Source organism: Ensifer sp. Root31, from assembly GCF_001424825.1.
GTDB lineage: Bacteria > Pseudomonadota > Alphaproteobacteria > Rhizobiales > Rhizobiaceae > Ensifer > Ensifer canadensis.
On record NZ_LMCO01000067.1, the window covers coordinates 58,874 to 76,797 of the forward strand.

The following is a 17,924-nucleotide window of genomic DNA, read 5'->3' on the forward strand; positions in this document are numbered from 1 at the left end:
GTCATGGGCAACTGGTCACGCTTCAACATTGCCTCGATCGTGCTCGGCTTCGGCTTTCTCTATCTGCCGATCGTGCTTTTGGTGATCTTCTCGTTCAACGAATCGAAGCTGGTCACGGTATGGGCCGGGTTTTCGACCAAATGGTACGCGCAGCTCTGGCACAATCAGGCGCTTCTCGACGCCGCCTGGGTCACCATCCGCGTGGCATTGATCTCGGCCACCTGCGCAACCGTGCTCGGGACCTTGGCGGCCCTCGCGCTGGTGCGCTACACGCGCTTTCGCGGCCGCATGCTGTTTTCCGGCATGGTCTATGCGCCGCTGGTCATGCCTGAGGTGATCACCGGCCTGTCGCTGCTGTTGCTGTTCGTTGCCATCGGGCTCGACCGTGGCTTCTGGACGATCACCCTTGCGCACATCACCTTCACCATGTGCTTCGTTGCCGTTGTCGTGCAGTCGCGGCTCCTGAGCTTCGACCAGTCGATCGAGGAGGCGGCGCTGGATCTGGGCGCGACCCCGGTCAGGACCTTCTTTGCGATCACTCTGCCGGTGATCGCGCCGGCCGTCTTTTCCGGCTGGGTGCTGGCCTTCACGCTGTCGCTCGACGATCTCGTGATCTCGAGCTTCACCACAGGCCCCGGTGCCACCACGCTGCCGATGAAGATCTACAGCCAGGTTCGTCTCGGGGTGACGCCTGAAATCAACGCGATCTGCACGATCCTGATCGGCATTGTCGCGATCGGTGTCGTCGTTGCCTCTGTTGTGACCAAACAGCGTGAAGCGCAACGCGAGAAGGACGAGCGCGCCGCTTTCGCGCAGTAGAGTTCAGCTCCGTTTTCAAGAGGACGGCTGGTGCATTTAAAGCGCCGGCCGTTTCAGTTGGGCTCGCCGAGAACCGAGAGCGGCGAGATCACCGCATTCGGCCAGGAGCCGCCGACGAAGAACCGCAATCGCTGGGCGGCATTGGTAGCGTCGGTAAAGGTTCCGGCAAGAGCCAGGCTGCCGCTGCGATAGGGTATGACGCCGTTGACCGACAGGCTGCCCGTCGGCCCGATAAAGGTAGCGCGGTTCAACCGGGCCGATCCGTCGCTGAAGCGCGCCTCGATGTCGGCCCGCTGAAAATCGAACGTGCCGCTGCCTGCCTGCGACAGCGAGAAGAACTCACCCCTGCGGACCAGGTCCGAGAAGGCGTCGGAGTCGAATTCGGATAGTCTGCCGTTGGCAAGCGACAAGGTCAGGCGCCCGGATGCGTCGGCTGCGCGTGGCGTCCAGAACGGGTGATCGGTCGCCAGGTCCAGGTTGACGTTGCCGCGTCCCGTCGGCACCGGGCCGGTGAAGCCGAAGTCGGCGACGGCGGCCGCAAGATCCGCATCCTTGAGAGCCAGCTCTAGCTTGCCGCCACGGGTCAAGCCCGCTTCCGACAGCACGAGGCGGCCGCTGAGCCTGCCATTGGCATAGGTGCTGTCGCCGATATCAAGCGACGCCCGCCCGTGATCGACCATGACGCCGGCCGCCACGTCGGTCAGCCGCAACGGGCCGATCGCTGCCTCCTGCGTCGAAAGGCGCACGTCGACGCGCCAGGTGCGGGCGAAAGCCTCGGTCATATGTCTGGCGAGTTCTTCTGGATCGACCGGAAGCTGCGCAAAAAGTGGTTGCAGTCCGTTGAGGTCGATCCTGTCGAACGCGAGCGTGCCCTCGACGCGCGGTGTGTCGTTGGCAGGAGCGACAACGTCGAGCACCCCGGTTGCCGTCGCGCCGCCGATCGCCAGGCGCAAGTCATCCAGCTTCAGCGTCGCGTCTCCGGTCGTGACGTTGGCACTGAGATCGAAGCTGCTCTCGGGCAGCCCCTCATGCGAGGCCCCCTCAAACCACGCGGCAAGCGCCGGCAGCGAGGCGGTGGAAACCTGGAGCCGCCCCGAGGCGAATGGTTTCATCGACAGATTACCGACGCCCTCGAAGGAGAAATTGAGGGGGGCCGAGGTCAGCGATGTCTTCAGCGTCGTGTTGCGGCCGGCCAGCAGCGTCAGCGGCTCGTCGCAGGCCAGCGCCCAGCTCACGGCCTGCCCGCCGATCATGCTCGACAGTTGCGCATTCAGGCGCCCGGCAAAGGAGGGCCACTTCACGGTGCCGGATATGCCGGGAAACTCCCGCGCATAATTGGTCGCCCGGTCGAATACCTGCAGGCGGCCATTCTCGATCGTGATGTCGCCGAAGGGGGTGTCGTCGTTGTCCGCTTTCGCCTCGCGCGGCGCAAGCCAGCGCGGCCGCTCCCAGTTGAGCGTGCCGTCGATGCCACGCTCCAGCGTTACCACAGGCTCGATGAGGCGGATGTCTTCGAGTGCCGGTTCGCCGCGAAGCGCAGAAACCAGGCTGAAGGCTGCGGTGATGCTGCCGATCCGGGCGAGTGTGCGGGGGGTACCGTCGGTCGTCTCGATCGTGGCGCCGTACAATGTCAGCGTCGGGTTCGGCCAGAAACGGATGTTCGGCTCGCCGGTTATCCTGCTCTTGCCACCCGACCAGGCGTCGAGCATGCGCTCCATCGTCGGCCGCACGTCCGTCGTCGAGATCACGAGCGGCAGGGCCGCGTTGTATCCGACGGCCAGCACGATGCCGATCGCCGCCGGCCAGAGGAAATGGCGACGACGAAGCCGCGACCAAAGGCGTGATTCACCCATCATATGCAGGATTTTTCTTGTCATTTCCGCCTGGTTGCCCATCGCTTGGGATCACGCTGCTTGGATAGGCTTTCAGCCCGCATAAATCAAATGCGCCCGACATGGAAATGTCGCCAATGCGACGCCGGAGCGGGTTCTCCTGCTGTTTATTTTGCGTTGCAGCATGGTATAGAGGGCATGGAGTAGGAGTGGAGGAAAGCATGCAGTCTGAGCAACCTTTGTGGGTTCCCGGTCCAGAGATCCGCGAGCACAGCCCGATGGCGCAATTTATCGCCTGGTGCAGCGAGCGCTTCGGCAAAGACTTTGCCGATTACGACGCGTTTCACGCGTGGTCGGTTGCCGAACGCGGCGATTTCTGGACGGCGGTCTGGGAGCATTGCGAAGTCATCGGCGATCGTGGCGCGACGGCTCTGGTCAATGGTAACAGCATGCTCGACGCTCGGTTCTTTCCCGAGGCGTCGCTGAATTTCGCCGAGAACCTGCTGCGGCGCGCCGGCGGCGACGATGCGCTCATTTTCCGCGGCGAGGATAAGGTCAGCTACCGGCTTTCCTGGGATGATCTGCGCACGCTGGTCTCGCGGCTGCAGCAGGCGCTGAAAGCGCGCAGCATCGGCAAGGGTGACCGCGTCGCCGCGATGATGCCCAATATGCCCGAAACGATCGCTCTCATGCTGGCGACCGCGTCGATCGGTGCGATCTGGTCGTCCTGTTCTCCCGATTTTGGCGAGCAGGGCGTTCTCGATCGCTTTGGCCAGATCACCCCGAAACTGTTCATCGCCTGCGACGGCTATTGGTACAACGGCAAACGACAGGACGTCGACGCCAAGGTTCGTGCGGTCTCCATGGCTCTCGACGTTCCAGCCCTCATCGTTCCCTATGCGGGCGAGGCGAGGGCGCTGGCGGCCTCAATTGCCGATGGCGTGACGCTCGAGGACTTCATCGCTCCGTTTAAAGCCGAGGCGCTCGCCTTCGAGCGTTTGCCGTTCAGCCACCCGCTCTATGTGCTCTTCTCCTCCGGCACCACGGGCGTCCCGAAGTGCATCGTTCATTCGGCCGGCGGCACACTGCTGCAGCATTTGAAGGAACATCGCTTCCACTGCGGGCTCGGCGACGGGGAGAAGCTCTTCTATTTCACCACCTGCGGCTGGATGATGTGGAACTGGCTCGCCTCCGGCCTGGCGGTCGGCGCGACGCTGTGCCTGTTCGACGGCTCGCCGTTCTATCCTGATGGAAACGTCCTGTTCGATTATGCGGCGGACGAAACGTTTGCCGTCTTCGGTACGTCGGCAAAATACATCGACGCGGTCCGCAAGGGCGGATTTGAGCCGGCCAAGACCCACGACCTTTCAAGCCTGCGGCTCTTGACCTCGACTGGCTCGCCGCTGTCGCCCGAAGGCTTCTCCTTCGTCTATGAAGGCATCAAACAGGACGTCCAGCTTGCGTCGATCTCCGGCGGCACCGACATCGTTTCGTGCTTCGTGCTCGGCAATCCGCTGAAGCCGGTCTGGCGTGGCGAGATCCAGGGTCCTGGCCTCGGACTGGCGATCGATGTCTGGGACGACGAGGGGCGCTCCGTGCGCGGCGAAAAGGGTGAACTCGTCTGCACCAAGGCATTCCCGTCGATGCCGGTGATGTTCTGGAACGATCCCGAAGGCGTCAAATACCGCGCCGCCTATTTCGAACGTTTCGACAACGTCTGGTGCCATGGCGACTTTGCCGAATGGACGTCGCATGGCGGCATCGTCATCCATGGTCGCTCCGACGCGACACTCAATCCCGGCGGTGTGCGCATCGGCACGGCGGAGATCTACAATCAGGTCGAGCAGATGGAAGAGGTGGCCGAAGCGCTCTGCATCGGACAGGACTGGGAAGACGACGTGCGCGTCGTGCTGTTCGTGCGCATGGCATCCGGCGCCTCGCTCGATGAGCAATTGGAGAAGGCGATCAGGAACCGTATCCGCACCGGCGCATCGCCCCGCCATGTGCCGGCGAAGATCATCGCCGTTGCCGATATTCCGCGCACGAAGTCGGGCAAGATCGTCGAATTGGCGGTCCGCGACGTTGTGCATGGACGCCCGGTCAAGAACAAGGAGGCGCTCGCCAACCCGGAAGCGCTCGATCTTTTCGCCGGGCTCGATGCCCTCAAAAATTGAGGGGCCGTTAACTTGTTCGCGCTTTCGGAATTAACCAAGGCTTCAGACTTGCTGATAAATCCCTAAAATTGTCGGATCGGCTGGTAAGGTCTTGTTAACGATTGGGGGCGCATGGTCATGTCAACTTGAGGCCGGCCGATGAGTGGTCGGCGCCTGGCAGCGATGCCGCCGCAGACATGATGTCATTACTTCTCGAGCATTTGTTGGTTTAGCATTGAATTATCGAGGTGGCCTCCCAGCCACCTCTTTTTTTGCCTTCGGGACAGAGCGTTTTGGGCGGAGGTGCGGAAACGCTCTATCTCTTTGTTTTCCCGTATTTCCAGACGGAAAACCGCTTCGCACTTTTCCTGGAAATGCTGTTAAGCGCGTTGCGATTTCCAGGATTCCCTTGTTGCGCTTTAAGCTCTTTTCTTAACGCATGTCCTTATCGCAAAACCGCTGCGCACTTTTGCGCGACCTGCGTTAGGGCCGACGCTCCATCGATCTCGAAACCAGGATCACGGGGATCATGCCGGCAACGACGATGATCATCGCAGCCACCGATGCATCCTCGACCTTGGCACGCGATGCGTCCTCGTAAACAAGCGTCGCAAGCGTGTTGAAGTTGAACGGGCGCAGCATGATCGTCGCCGACAGTTCCTTCATGGTCTCGATGAAGACGAGAAGTGCTGCGGTCAACACGGCGGGGCGCATCATCGGCAGAAGCACGGTTCGCAGCGTCTGCCCTCCGGTGCGGCCAAGCGCACGTGCAGCCATGTCGAGGTGCGGCGACAGCTTCTGGAAACCCGCCTCCAGCGTGCCTTCGGCCATGGTGAGGAACCGGACGGTGCAGGCGTAGATGATGGCAAAGCCCGTTCCCGTCATCAGTAGCCCGGTGGATATGCCGAAGGTGCTGCGAAAGCCGGCGTCGACCAGATTGTCTAGCGCTGCCAGCGGGAAGAGCACGCCGATCGCCAGAACCGTGCCGGGCACGCCATAGCCGAAGGAGGCGAGGCGGCCGGCGGTATCGGTGAAACGCGAGCGTCCGGTACGCGCGGCATAGGCAAGCACGAAACCGAGCAGCACCGTGACCAGCGCGGTTGCACCGGAAACCAGGATGCTGTGGAAGAGTGCGTTCAGCAACCGCGGTTCGATGAATTGATCGAGGCGCTTCAGCGCGTAATTGCCGAGGATCAGGAACGGGACCGCGAAGCCGGAGAGCACCGGAAGCAGGCACGCAATCGTCGCGGCCCACTTCTTCCAGCCGGAAAGCGGAAGCCTGGTCGCATCATGGACTGCCGACGTCGTCTTCTGGCTGGAGAAGCGCTGCCTTCGCCGGGCAGCCCGCTCGATCATCATCAGCCCGATGACGAAGACGAGCATGATGCAGGCGATCTGCGCCGCGCCGGCAAGGCTGCCGCGGTTGAGCCAGGTGTCGAAGATCGAGAAGGTCAGTGTCTGCACGCCGAGGAATTCGACGGCACCGATGTCGTTCAGCGTCTCCATCGCCACCAGCGTCAGACCGATCATGATCGCCGGTCGCGCCATCGGGATCTGGATGCGGAAGAACACCTTGAGCGGCCCGGCGCCGAGCGTGCGGGCAACATCGGCCGCCGCGCGCCCTTGCATCAGAAACATCGAGCGACAGGCGAGATAGATATAGGGATAGAGCACGGAACTCAGCACCAGGACGGCGCCGCCGAGCGAGCGGATATCGGGAAACCAGTAGTCGCGGCTGGTCTTGAAGCCGAAGATAGCGCGGATCAGCCCCTGCACCGGCCCGGTGAAGGTGAACAGCTCACCGAAGGCGTAGGCGGCGAGATAGGCGGGAATGGCAAGCGGCAACACCAGCGCGGCGGACAGAAACCGGCGCAAGGGAAACTCGCAACTCGCCACCAGCCACGCGGTCACGATGCCGACGACGGCCGTCGTCATCCCGGTGAACGCGATCAGCAGCAACGTGCGGATGGTGGCGCGCGGGATGACGTTTTGCATGAGATGCGGCCAGTCGGAACCGCCGCCGGAAATCGCCAGCCATGCAATGGCGAGGATCGGCATCAGCACGATCAGCGATGCGCCCCCGGCCCATACGGCGAGCAGCGGATGCGAAAGACCGGTTTTCGCGCCGGTTGGGCGCCGCTTGAGGATTTGTGACGTGGACTGCAATCGATCTGATCCGGAGCGAAACGGCCACAGCGCCGCGCGTCTGACATGACGCTCTAAGGATGCTGTAACGCTTTAAACTCGCTGCATAATCTTCCCCTTGGATCGCCTCCGATTTCAAGAAGAGGATTATGCAGCAGGAATTGCCGTGAGGATGCCAACAAACTGGTTTCCCCAAGTCAACATTTCCTTACAGCATCTGTCGTCAGTTCGCCAAGACGCGTTGTGACGGGAAGGAGATTTCCACCAGCGTGCCCTCGTTCGGTGCCGAGGTGATGGCGAACTGCGCACGGTTGGCTTCGGCCATGGCTTTGGTCAGCGGCAGCCCGAGGCCGGTGCCGTCGCCACGCTTGCGGCCACCGGTCGTCACCTGCCGGAAGGGCTTCATCGCCTGGTCGAGTTCGCTGCGCGTCATGCCGACGCCGGTGTCGCGGATACGCAGGATCACGCTGCCGTTCGGCTCATAGGAGGTCGACACCACGATCTGTCCGCCCGATGGCGTGAAGCGGATGGCGTTCGCCAGGATGTTGAGTGCGATCTGCTTGATCGAGCGGCTGTCGGCAACCACGTTCGGCACAGCTGTCGAAAGCGACGTGCGGATGATGACGCGCTGGCTGTTTGCCTGCGGCTGCACCAGCGACACCGCTTCGGAAACCGCATCGTTGATTTCGACCGAGCCGAAGTCGAGATCCATCTCGCCCGCCTCGATCTTCGAGATATCGAGCAAGTCGTTGACGATATCGAGCACATGGCGGCCGGAGCGGCCGATGTCGCCGGCGTATTCGATATAGCGCGGATGGCCAACCGGGCCGAAATGCTCGCTCGCCATCATGTCGGAAAAGCCGATGATCGCATTGAGAGGCGTGCGGATTTCGTGGCTGACGCGCGCCAGGAACTCCGTCTTGTGGGCATTTGCCGTCTCGGCCGCGCGCTTGGCGTTGCGCAACTCCTCTTCGGTCCGCTTCCACTGGGTGATGTCGCGGATGACGGCGCAATAGCCGTTGGAGGCGGACAGGCGGCCGATGGTCATGAACAGCGGCAGGAAGCCGCCTGCGGCCTCGCGGCCGATCACTTCGCGGCCGTCGTTGAGTACGCTGGCAACCCCATGGCCGGACAGGCCTTGCAGATAATCGATGACCGCCTTCTGGCTCTCATGGGCAAAGAGCGCTGCAAACGGCTTGCCGCGGATTTCGCTCTCATCGTAGTTGAAGAGCGCGCTCGCTGAGCGGTTGATCGAGCGGATATCGCCGTCGTGTCCGAGAATGACGACACCATCGGTCGCCGTCTCGAGGATCGAGCGCAGCTCGTCGATTTCGGTCTTGAGCTTGCCGACCTGTTCGTCGGCGACGGGAGCCGGAGCGGTTTCGACCGGGCTCGCTTCGCTCTCTTGGGGCTGCGCGACTTCCGTCGATGCCAGGGCCAGCATCAGCGCGCTCTTTCCGTCCCAGCGGATCGAGTGCAAGTGGGCCGTTACCGGAAGCAACTGCCCGGTCTTGCGGATCAGCGTCATCGTGCCGTCCGGCTCCGTGTCGCCGACCTCCTCGTCATTGGCAAAGAGCGCGTCGATGCCGCCTTCCTCTTTGAAATCATCGAGCGTGTCGTAGCCCGTCAGTCGCAGGAATTCCGGATTGGCGTGCAGCAGGTCGTCGCCGAGATGCACGAGCAGGCCGACAGGCAGGCTATCGAGGATCTCGCCGCTGAAACCGACGGTCGCGATCGTCGCCGGGTCCATGCTCGCCTCGGCCAGGTCGTCGGATCGAGGTTCGGCTGCGGCCACCTCGCTCGAAGCTTCTGGCGTCTCGAACTCAGACTCGCTGGTCGCGGTCGGCGCGGCCTCAAGAGCTGCTTCGTCCAGGGTTTCAGATACCGGTTGTTCCGCTTCGCCTTGGATGGCGTCGTCTGAAGCCTCGTCCGACCGGGTCTCGTGCGCCTCTGGGCGTCCCACAAAATTTTCGCCGAGCTGCCGCGCGATTTCGCGAAAAGCCGCCTGCTCGCCGCGGGTGAGCGCGCTTGAACCGGCCGGGCGGTGTAGCTCGAGTTCGATGATCTTGTCGGAAGCCCGGCGTCCGGGCGTCTCGACGATGCGAAGTGCTGGGCGCTCACCAAGGAAGGGATCGGCCGGCACCGCGGGCTGGTCGGTCGTTACTGCCTCGGTCGGCTGCGGCTCGTCGGAAAAAAGTGCAGGTTCGTCGGCTTCATTCGCGCCGGCGGTCGCGATCTCGTGGGTCGCCTCTTCAACGGCTGCCACGCCATTCGGCGAAGTTGGCGCCGTCAGATCGTTGGCCTCTATCGCATCCTCGTCACGATCGAGCGAAAGGCCGTTGGCGTTGTGATCTTCGACGGCATCTGCAACGCGCACGATGCCGAAGCCGCGGAAACCGTCGAACTCCCGCGAGCGCGAGTAGGTGGGCAGGGCGGCGAGGTCGACCGGGACCTTAAGGCTCGTGCCTTCGACCGGCCAGAAAATCGTCTTGCCGGACCAGGTGTCGCGGCGGTGCAGGAGCTCGTTGATCTTGTTGTCGGGGTCGAGACCATAGCGCGCCGCAAGCGAGGCGAAGCTGACACCGATCACGTCGGCGGCCTTCGGCCCGACCGCCGAGGCAAACTCCTCCGAGATTTCGCTGAACTGTCCTTCCGCGTCGATTTTCCAGACGAACCGCACCGCCCGCCCGCCGATCGCAAAGGCGAAGTCGGACTGAGCGCCGACAGGGGCGTCTTTGTGTTCGCGCGGTTCAACCGATGTAGCATCGGGGACAGGCGCTGCCTCGGCGACAATTGCCGTCTCGGCGGACGGCAACTGCTCCGCGCCTTCTGGTGCGGCGTCCGTCTGTTCCTGGGCCGCATCTGATGTTTCGGCGGTCGCTGTTTCCAGCGGCGTTTCGGTATCGGTGTCGACGGCGAGGTCGGGTTCCTCTGCTTCGACTGCGGCGACGACGTCGTCGGCTTCCGCAAGCGGCTGCTCGATTTCACGTTCGGCGACGATCCGCTGATCCGCCGAAGCCAGCTCGTCGGGAGCCGATTGCTCGACGACCGTTTCCACCGCGCCAGTAGCCATCGCCGCTTCCGTTTCGACGACAGCGGGTGCGACGTCGGTCACAACATCGGCCTCGACGACCTCCGCGACGGCTGTCGGCGGCAAGACAGCCTCGGCCGGTGCTTCATCCGGGTCGAGGTTGCCGAGGATGGTTTCCACCGCAAAGAGAAGATGAAGCGCCGGTTCGTCGGCGATCTTACCGATGGCGGCGGGCAGGTGTCCCTTTGCCGTGGCGACCGGGCGCTTGATCAGCCAGTCATGGTCGCGGGCAACGGCGGCGACGAGTTGGCGGCGCGTCTCGTCGGACATGCCGAGATTGGCAAAGCCAGGCGACTGGGCGACGATCGTACCGTCGGCATCCAGCACGGCCATGTGCGTGTCCGGGCCGTCGAGCCCGGCGATCATGCGCGCCGCGCGATCTTCCGTCGAAAGCGGCTTGCCGGAATGGGGTGCGGTGAACAGCACGCCCAATTCGTCCAGCCGGACGCGGATCAGTTCCACCGTCGTATTGAGCGGCACGCTTCGAAAGCCCGCGGCAATGCGCATCAAGAGCTGGCGACGATCGCCGACCGAAACGAGCTGCGTCGCGGCGGCCTTCAACTGCCGCGCCGACAGGTCGTTCGCATTGGGGCCCGTGTCGATGAAGTCGTAGATCGAGTCTGCGCCGAAGAAGGCGGCACCCTGATCGTTGGCCCACAGAACGCGGTTAAGGTCCCTCGAAAACAGGATCGCCGCATCGCCGCGCGCAAAATGTTCGCGCACCCGCTCATGCACGGCAATGTCGATGAAGGGGTACTGTCTTGCGGGCATGGACGGGCCTATTGACGGGTCGCTGGTACGTTAACACTCTATTAATACCCGCCACGCGGCTGAGGGTCCAGCAATCGGCGTCTTTCGCTCACCCCTTTCATCGCGAAGGGTTAACGCAGGCGAATTTGTGCACTGCACAATTTTATTGCAATGCACAATAGGATCGGTTATATAGTGTGCATCAATCAACGGCGCCTCAAAAGAGGGCCCTGACACCAAGGAGCGCATTCATGGCTACCAAGAAGATCGACGACGCATTTTCCTTCTCCTCTTTCGACCCGGCAAAGGTTGCCGACAGCTTCCGCGACTTCGCGGAAAAGGGCGCTGCCCAGTCGAAGGACGCTTATTCCAAGATGAAGACCGCTGCCGAGGAAGCAAGCAAGACCGTCGAAGCGACGCTTGAAAGCGCCCAGACCGGTAGCGTTGAACTCGGCCTCAAGGCCATCGACGCCCTGCGCACCAATGCCGAAAACTCGCTTTCGCACATGGAAGCGCTGCTCGGTGTGAAGTCGCTGTCCGAATTCGTCGAGCTGCAGACCTCTTTCTTCCGCAAGCAGGCTGAACTTGCCGTCGAACAGACCAAGTCGATGCAGGAAGCAACCAAGAAGGTTGCTGAGAATGTTACCAAGCCTGGCAAGGAAGCCGCTGAAAAGGCGATGTCTTCTTTCAAGAAGGTCTGATCCGCGCCGGCCCCTGGCCGCGCTGGGCATGAATGGGACCGGGTGGCTTGCCATCCGGTCTTTTTGCAGGATAATCTCAAGTTTAGGCTTGCAAAGCGGCGGAAGTCTCCGTATGTGAGCCGCCAAGCGACTGATGTCGCTCGTTTGTGCGGTTGTAGCTCAGTTGGTTAGAGCGCAGGTTTGTGGCACCTGAGGTCGGAGGTTCGAGACCCCCCAACCGTACCATTCTCTTTATATCTATCTGATATTAAGCGCTTTTCGCGCACCTGCTTCCGTCTCTATCGACGTTCTCCGGATATTTGGACGACAAATGCACCACAATCGACGGTGCGGGTTGGTGTTCCAACGCTTAAATCCGCTTAAGGCAGGAACGGAATTCCAAACGTCGCTGTGTCCATCTCCGCCATCGACCCGAACCGGTCGTTCCTGAGGCCCGGATCGCACCCTGAAGCTGACATTTTTTGGAACCGCCACACAAGTGGAGGTTGGCGCGCCCTGCCACGATGTTGGATATCGACCAATCGGCTTCAAGCCGAATGGACATGGGAGCAAGACGCCAGTAAAATTTCGCCAATGGGCGCCAGGAAGGCGCCCCAGGAAGGCGCCATTGTCCATGGCCAACGAACCCATCACACGGCGGCTCGCTGCCATTTTGGCGGCTGACGTAGTCGGCTACAGCCGGCTCATGGAGCGTGACGAGAAAAGCACCTACACGCAGCTCATGGCGCGATGGAAAGAGGTGTTGGAGCCACTCGTCGCCACACATCAGGGCCGCGTCTTCAAGAGGACCGGCGACGGCGTGCTCGTCGAGTTCTCCAGCGCCGTCAACGCCGTCGAATGCGCCGCGGCACTTCAGCGGGCCATGGCAGCCGCCAACAAGGACGTGCCGGCAGACCTGGCGATCGTGCTTCGCGTCGGCGTCAACCTGGGCGACATCATGGTCGCCGACAGCGATCTCTACGGCGATGGGGTCAATGTGGCGGCGCGTATCGAGGCGCTTGCCAGGCCTGGCAGCGTAGCCATTGCGGATGGTGTTCATGAATATGTGCATGGTCGCATCGACCTCGACTTCGTCGACAGCGGTCATCACGAGGTCAAGAACATCGAACGCCCGGTGCATATCTGGACGTGGTCGCCGGACGACCGCACAAACGATCCCGTCAAGATTGCCACCGAAGCCCCGCCGCAGCTTCCAAAGAAGCCATCGATAGCCGTTCTGCCGTTCGACAACATGTCCGGCGACCCGGAGCAGGGGTATTTCGCCGACGGCATCACCGAGGACATCATCACGGATCTCTCAAAGGTTTCCGGCCTCTTCGTGATCGCCCGCAACTCCTCTTTCGCCTACAAGGGCAAGGCGCCAGATATCCGCAAGGTGAGCCGGGAACTTGGCGTCCGCTATGTCCTGGAAGGCAGCGTACGCCGGGCCGCTGATCGAATCCGCATCAATGCCCAGATGATCGACGGCACGACCGGCGGTCATCTATGGGCCGAGCGCTACGATCGGGGAATTGAAGATATCTTTGCGGTTCAGGACGAAGTGACCCGCACCATCGTCACCGCGCTCAAGGTGAAGCTAACAACCGGCGAGGAAGAGCGACGCGGGAGCCTCGGCAAGGTCGATCCAGAAGCCTATGATCTGCTCGTCCGTTCCCGCCAGGCGATTCTGCAGTTCAACGCCGTATCGTCCGCGGAGGCGCGCAGCATGCTCGAGCGTGCCATCGCCATCGATCCGGGGCTTGCGGCTGCCTACGCTTCTCTCGCGATCATCGCCTTGACCGATTTCATCAATCGGTGGAACGGCGGGACGGCCGACGATCTTGAACGCGCTTTGGAGCTGGCACAAAGGGCCGTCGATATCGACGATAACGAGCCGCATGGCCATCACGCTCTCTCGCTCGCGCACTGTTGGATGCGGCACTTCGACGAAGCGGAGCATGCCGCTCAAAGGGCGATCGAACTCGATCCCAATTCCGCGAGCTGCCATACTGCACTTGGCACGACACGGGATTTCCAAGGTCGGTACGAAGACGCGCTGCCATTCTACACACGGGCCCATCGGCTCGATCCGCAATTCGACCTGTCGCTGCATTTCCTGGGTCGGACGTTGTTGAACCTCGGCCGTTTCGGCGAGGCCGAGATCGCCTTCAAGCGCCGCCTGGCGCTTGCGCCGCGATCGGACATGACGCGCTTTTATCTCGCCTGCCTCTATGGTCGCACCGGGCGCCACGAGGAGGCGCGCCGCTACTGGCGCGAAGTGTTCGAGGTTAACCCGAACTTTTCCATCAACCACCTCAAGCGGGCCTTGCCTTACCGGGATCCCACTGTGCTCGATCGACTGGCGGACGGACTCCGCGAGGCCGGAGTGTCTATCTAACCAGGGAAGGCGCGTGTCAGGAGGTCCATTCGACCTCGCCGCCGTGCCGTCCCGTGGCACGGATGACGATTCGCTGTTTACTGCTTGCTCGTGGGCCAATGTGAGGCCATTCTCAGGTCGATCCTGGCTGTACGCTACTGCATGTTTCCTTAAATCCTATTCGATTTAAGGAAAAAACATGCAGCAATTCAAAGTGCGACAGCGACCTTTGCGCGTCTAATAAGACGCGCGGCGCTGTATGGCGAGAGGTCAGGCCCTGCGGCGCTTGATTTCGACCTCGGCAACATGGCGGAGGCCGAGAGCTCTCTGCGTTGGAGCAGGACGTTTGCGCCCAGTACGGGCTCTTTGAAGTACGTCTTGTGCTGCCTCTTCTTCATTGGTCCTTCGGGCGAGGAGGTTGACCATGTCTGCACATTATCTGGATCATCCGTTACAACCGGGCGACCAGGCTCCGAACTTTGTGCTGGATGCGATCTCACGCGAGGGGAAGATCGCACTTGATGATTTTCGCGGCCGTCGCCCGTTGTTGGTCGGTTTGTTTCGAGGCCTGCTGTGTCCGTTCTGCCGACGCCATGTCGCGGCGATGGCACAGTTCAACACGGCTCTGCGCGAAAAAGGCGTCGAATCTCTGGCGGTGGTCAACACCCCGGTCGAGCGCGCGCGACTCTATTTCCGCTATCATCCGATACCCGGTCTTCTTGCTGCATCGGACCCGGAGCGAGCTTCACACCGCGCCTTCGGCTTACCCCTCCTCGAGTTTACGGAGAATGAGACCGACTGGCCACGCAAGGTTGGAATGGACGTGGTCATGACGATGCGGGTCGATCGGCCGGGTGAATTGCCTGAACCGATGGATCCGGCGACCGCGGGCGACCTTCTCAGCGAGAAGGATGGGTACGAAATCACAGAAGCCGATCAGCAGGTGAGGGTACCCGGCCATATGCAACTCATTGGCCAGTTCCTGCTCGATCGAGAAGGTGTGGTGCGTTGGAGCTTCACGGAAGTTGATGGCCAGGGCCAAAATATGTGCCGGGCGCTGAATCCCGAAGAATTGATGTCGGCAGTTTCACAAGTCGCACATTGACAGCGAAAAACGCGCCAGACCGCCGCGTTGGATTCTGTGGGTAGAGACATTCGCCGGCGCGCAATCGTCCGGGATCGCTCCACTGCATGTTTCCTAAAATCGTTTTCGATGTAAGGATAAAAACATGCAGCCATTCAAAGTGCTACAGCGACCTTTGCGCGTCTAACAAGACGCGCGGCGCTGTAGCTCTGGAGCGCGGTCAGGCAAACATCTGGTGCTCCGCGGTCACCAGCTCCTGCAGGAAGGCCGCCACGGTGCGCACGCGCACCAGGTCGCGGGCGCTTTCGTGGTAGGTGGTCCAGTAGGCACGCCGGATTGTGGTTTCAGGCAGGATGCGCTCGAGTTCCGGCGTGTGCCGGGCGATGTAGTTGTGCAGGATGCCGATGCCGGCGCTGGAGCGCACCGCCTCCGTCTGCCCGGTGGCGCTCGAGATTTCGAAGGCGGCATCCCAGCTGCGCATGATCTCGGCCGAAAAATTCAGCGACGGCGTGAAGATCAGGTCCTCGACATAGCCGATGCGGCGATGGTGCTTGAGGTCGTCGATCGTTTGCGGCGTGCCGTGCTGCGCAAGATAGGTCGAGGAGGCGTAGAGACCGAGCGTGTAGTCGGTAAGCTTCGATGAGACCAGGCGTCCCTGTTCCGGCCTTTCGATGGTGATGGCGATATCGGCTTCACGCTGCGACAGCGAGAAGGAGCGGGGCACCGGCACGAGCTGCAGCTTCAGTTCCGGATAGCGCGCCGTCAGCCGCCCGAGGCGCGGCGCGAGGAAGGAGACACCAAATCCATCCGGCGCGCCGATGCGTACGGTCCCGGCGATCGCCGTGTCGATGCGGCCGATCTGCGACTGTGCTGCCAGCATCTCCGTTTCCATGCGTTCGGCCGCCGCCAGGAAGATCTCGCCTTCGGCCGTCAGTTCGCAGCCGTTCGGCCTGCGCACCAGGAGACGGGTCTTCAGCGTTTCCTCAAGCGAGGTCACCCGCCGGCTGAGCGTGGCATGGTTGAGGCCGAGCCGCTTGGAGGCGGCAAGGATCTGCCCGGTGCGCGCGACCGCCAGAAACATTCTCACGTCGTCCCAATTCATGTTTCTGATCCCTATGGACTTCAATTTGCGCACAACGGTTGCTGAATATCGGAAATTGCTTTGTTCAAATCGTAGTGCGATCATGCCGCCACAATCAAGATCAGGAGGAGACATCCATGTACGAACTCGGTCATTTCATCGATGGCAAGCGCGTCGCCGGCACCAGCGGGCGCACGAGCAACATCTTCAACCCGGCAACGGGCGAAGTGCAGGGCACCGTGGCGCTGGCAAGCGACGCGGAACTCGGCGCTGCCGTCGCCAGCGCCAAGGCCGCGCAGCCGAAGTGGGCAGCCACCAACCCGCAGCGCCGCGCCCGCGTGTTCATGAAGTTCGTCGAACTTCTCAACACCCACATGAACGAGCTGGCCGAGATCCTCTCGCGCGAGCACGGCAAGACGATTGAAGACGCCAAGGGCGATCTCGTGCGCGGCCTGGAAGTCTGCGAATTCGTCATCGGCATTCCGCATCTGCAGAAGAGCGAGTTCACCGAAGGTGCCGGCCCCGGCATCGACATGTACTCGATCCGCCAGGCCGTCGGCATCGGCGCCGGCATCACGCCGTTCAACTTCCCCGCCATGATCCCGATGTGGATGTTCGCCCCGGCGATCGCCTGCGGCAACGCCTTCATCCTGAAGCCGTCCGAGCGTGATCCGTCCGTGCCGGTCCGCCTGGCCGAACTGATGATCGAGGCAGGTCTGCCGGCCGGCATCCTCAACGTCGTCAATGGCGACAAGGGCGCGGTCGACGCGATCCTCACCAACCCCGACATTTCGGCCGTATCCTTCGTCGGCTCGACCCCGATCGCCCGCTACGTCTACGGCACGGCTGCCATGAACGGCAAGCGCGCCCAGTGCTTCGGCGGCGCCAAGAACCACATGATCATCATGCCGGACGCCGATTTGGACCAGGCCGCCAACGCGCTGATGGGCGCCGGCTACGGCTCGGCCGGCGAGCGCTGCATGGCTATCTCGGTTGCCGTTCCCGTTGGCGAGGACACTGCCAACCGCCTGATCGCCAAGCTGACGCCGATGGTCGAAAGCCTGCGCATCGGCCCCTATACCGACGAGAAGGCCGACATGGGCCCGGTTGTCACCAAGGAAGCGGAGAAGCGCATCAGAAGCCTGATCGACAGCGGCCTCGAGCAGGGTGCGAAACTCGTGGTCGACGGCCGCGACTTCAAGCTCCAGGGCTATGAGGACGGCTACTTCGTCGGCGGTTGCCTGTTCGACCACGTCACCCCGGATATGGATATCTACAAGACCGAAATCTTCGGACCGGTCCTTTCGGTTGTTCGCGCCAAGAACTACGAGGAAGCCCTCGACCTGCCGATGAAGCACGAATACGGCAATGGCGTCGCGATCTATACCCGCGATGGCGATGCTGCCCGTGACTTCGCCTCGCGCATCAACATCGGCATGGTCGGCGTCAACGTTCCGATCCCGGTTCCGCTCGCCTACCACTCCTTCGGCGGCTGGAAGTCCTCGTCCTTCGGCGACCTCAACCAGCACGGCACGGACTCGATCAAGTTCTGGACCAAGACCAAGACGATCACTGAGCGTTGGCCGTCAGGCATCAAGGACGGTGCCGAGTTCGTCATGCCGACGATGAAGTAATGACGGGATAAAGATCCTCCCGCCTCCAGGGCCTCCTTCGGGAGGCCCTTTTTTGTTGCGTGCCCGAGGCCTCCTTCGAGAGGCCTTTTTTTGCATGCCGGGGCCCCTTCGAAAGACCCTTTTCTGTTGCATGTCATGTTGCACTGCAACTAATTTGATATGCCCGAGGCGGCGGAAAATTGATTCGCGCCTTGGTCGAATATTGCAGGCATTTCGACCGTTCATTTGCATGGAAGGCTCATCCGGGGGATAGCCACAGTTCGCTGGGTTCACAATTG

Annotated in this window: 10 protein-coding genes and 1 tRNA gene; 7 read left to right on the top strand and 4 right to left on the bottom strand. The window is 62.0% G+C overall.

The annotated features are described in order from the left end of the window. Positions 1 to 3: 3 nt before the first annotated feature. On the top strand, positions 4 to 819 hold the full coding sequence (locus ASD00_RS37220) for an ABC transporter permease subunit (RefSeq protein WP_025425984.1): 816 nt from the start codon (positions 4 to 6) through the stop codon (positions 817 to 819). Positions 820 to 872: 53 nt separating this feature from the next. On the opposite strand, the gene ASD00_RS37225 is transcribed toward ASD00_RS37220, so the two are convergent. After that, positions 873 to 2,696, bottom strand: a complete 1,824-nt coding sequence (locus ASD00_RS37225; RefSeq protein ID WP_025425985.1) for an AsmA family protein — start codon at positions 2,694 to 2,696, stop codon at positions 873 to 875. A 176-nt stretch (positions 2,697 to 2,872) separates the two neighbouring features. On the opposite strand from ASD00_RS37225, the gene ASD00_RS37230 reads away from it, so the two are divergent. Next, a complete protein-coding gene (locus ASD00_RS37230; protein WP_025425986.1) occupies positions 2,873 to 4,825 on the top strand; it encodes an acetoacetate--CoA ligase in 1,953 nt (650 codons plus the stop codon). Between the two features lie 462 nt (positions 4,826 to 5,287). Here the strand turns inward: ASD00_RS37230 and ASD00_RS37235 are convergent, their stop codons facing one another. Together ASD00_RS37235 and ASD00_RS37240 are read right to left on the bottom strand one after the other, a co-directional pair. Next, positions 5,288 to 6,970: an iron ABC transporter permease gene (locus ASD00_RS37235; protein WP_057211557.1), complete on the bottom strand. Its 1,683-nt coding sequence runs from the start codon at positions 6,968 to 6,970 to the stop codon at positions 5,288 to 5,290. A 202-nt stretch (positions 6,971 to 7,172) separates the two neighbouring features. Then, on the bottom strand, positions 7,173 to 10,811 hold the full coding sequence (locus ASD00_RS37240; protein ID WP_057211559.1) for a PAS domain S-box protein: 3,639 nt from the start codon (positions 10,809 to 10,811) through the stop codon (positions 7,173 to 7,175). A 230-nt stretch (positions 10,812 to 11,041) separates the two neighbouring features. On the opposite strand from ASD00_RS37240, the gene ASD00_RS37245 reads away from it, so the two are divergent. From ASD00_RS37245 to ASD00_RS37265, 4 genes are all read left to right on the top strand, one after another. After that, a complete protein-coding gene (locus tag ASD00_RS37245) occupies positions 11,042 to 11,491 on the top strand; it encodes a phasin (RefSeq protein ID WP_025425989.1) in 450 nt (149 codons plus the stop codon). A 148-nt stretch (positions 11,492 to 11,639) separates the two neighbouring features. Then, positions 11,640 to 11,716 (top strand) — tRNA-His (locus ASD00_RS37250). Positions 11,717 to 12,104: 388 nt separating this feature from the next. Next, positions 12,105 to 13,868: an adenylate/guanylate cyclase domain-containing protein gene (locus ASD00_RS37255; RefSeq protein WP_057211561.1), complete on the top strand. Its 1,764-nt coding sequence runs from the start codon at positions 12,105 to 12,107 to the stop codon at positions 13,866 to 13,868. Between the two features lie 403 nt (positions 13,869 to 14,271). After that, complete coding sequence (locus tag ASD00_RS37265) at positions 14,272 to 14,952, top strand: peroxiredoxin-like family protein (RefSeq protein WP_025425992.1); 681 nt, start codon at positions 14,272 to 14,274, stop codon at positions 14,950 to 14,952. 199 nt (positions 14,953 to 15,151) lie between these two features. On the opposite strand, the gene ASD00_RS37270 is transcribed toward ASD00_RS37265, so the two are convergent. After that, entirely contained in the window at positions 15,152 to 16,033 is an 882-nt protein-coding gene (locus ASD00_RS37270) for a LysR family transcriptional regulator (RefSeq protein WP_025425993.1), read from the bottom strand. Positions 16,034 to 16,149: 116 nt separating this feature from the next. On the opposite strand from ASD00_RS37270, the gene ASD00_RS37275 reads away from it, so the two are divergent. Continuing rightward, complete coding sequence (locus ASD00_RS37275; protein ID WP_025425994.1) at positions 16,150 to 17,646, top strand: CoA-acylating methylmalonate-semialdehyde dehydrogenase; 1,497 nt, start codon at positions 16,150 to 16,152, stop codon at positions 17,644 to 17,646. Positions 17,647 to 17,924: the final 278 nt, after the last annotated feature.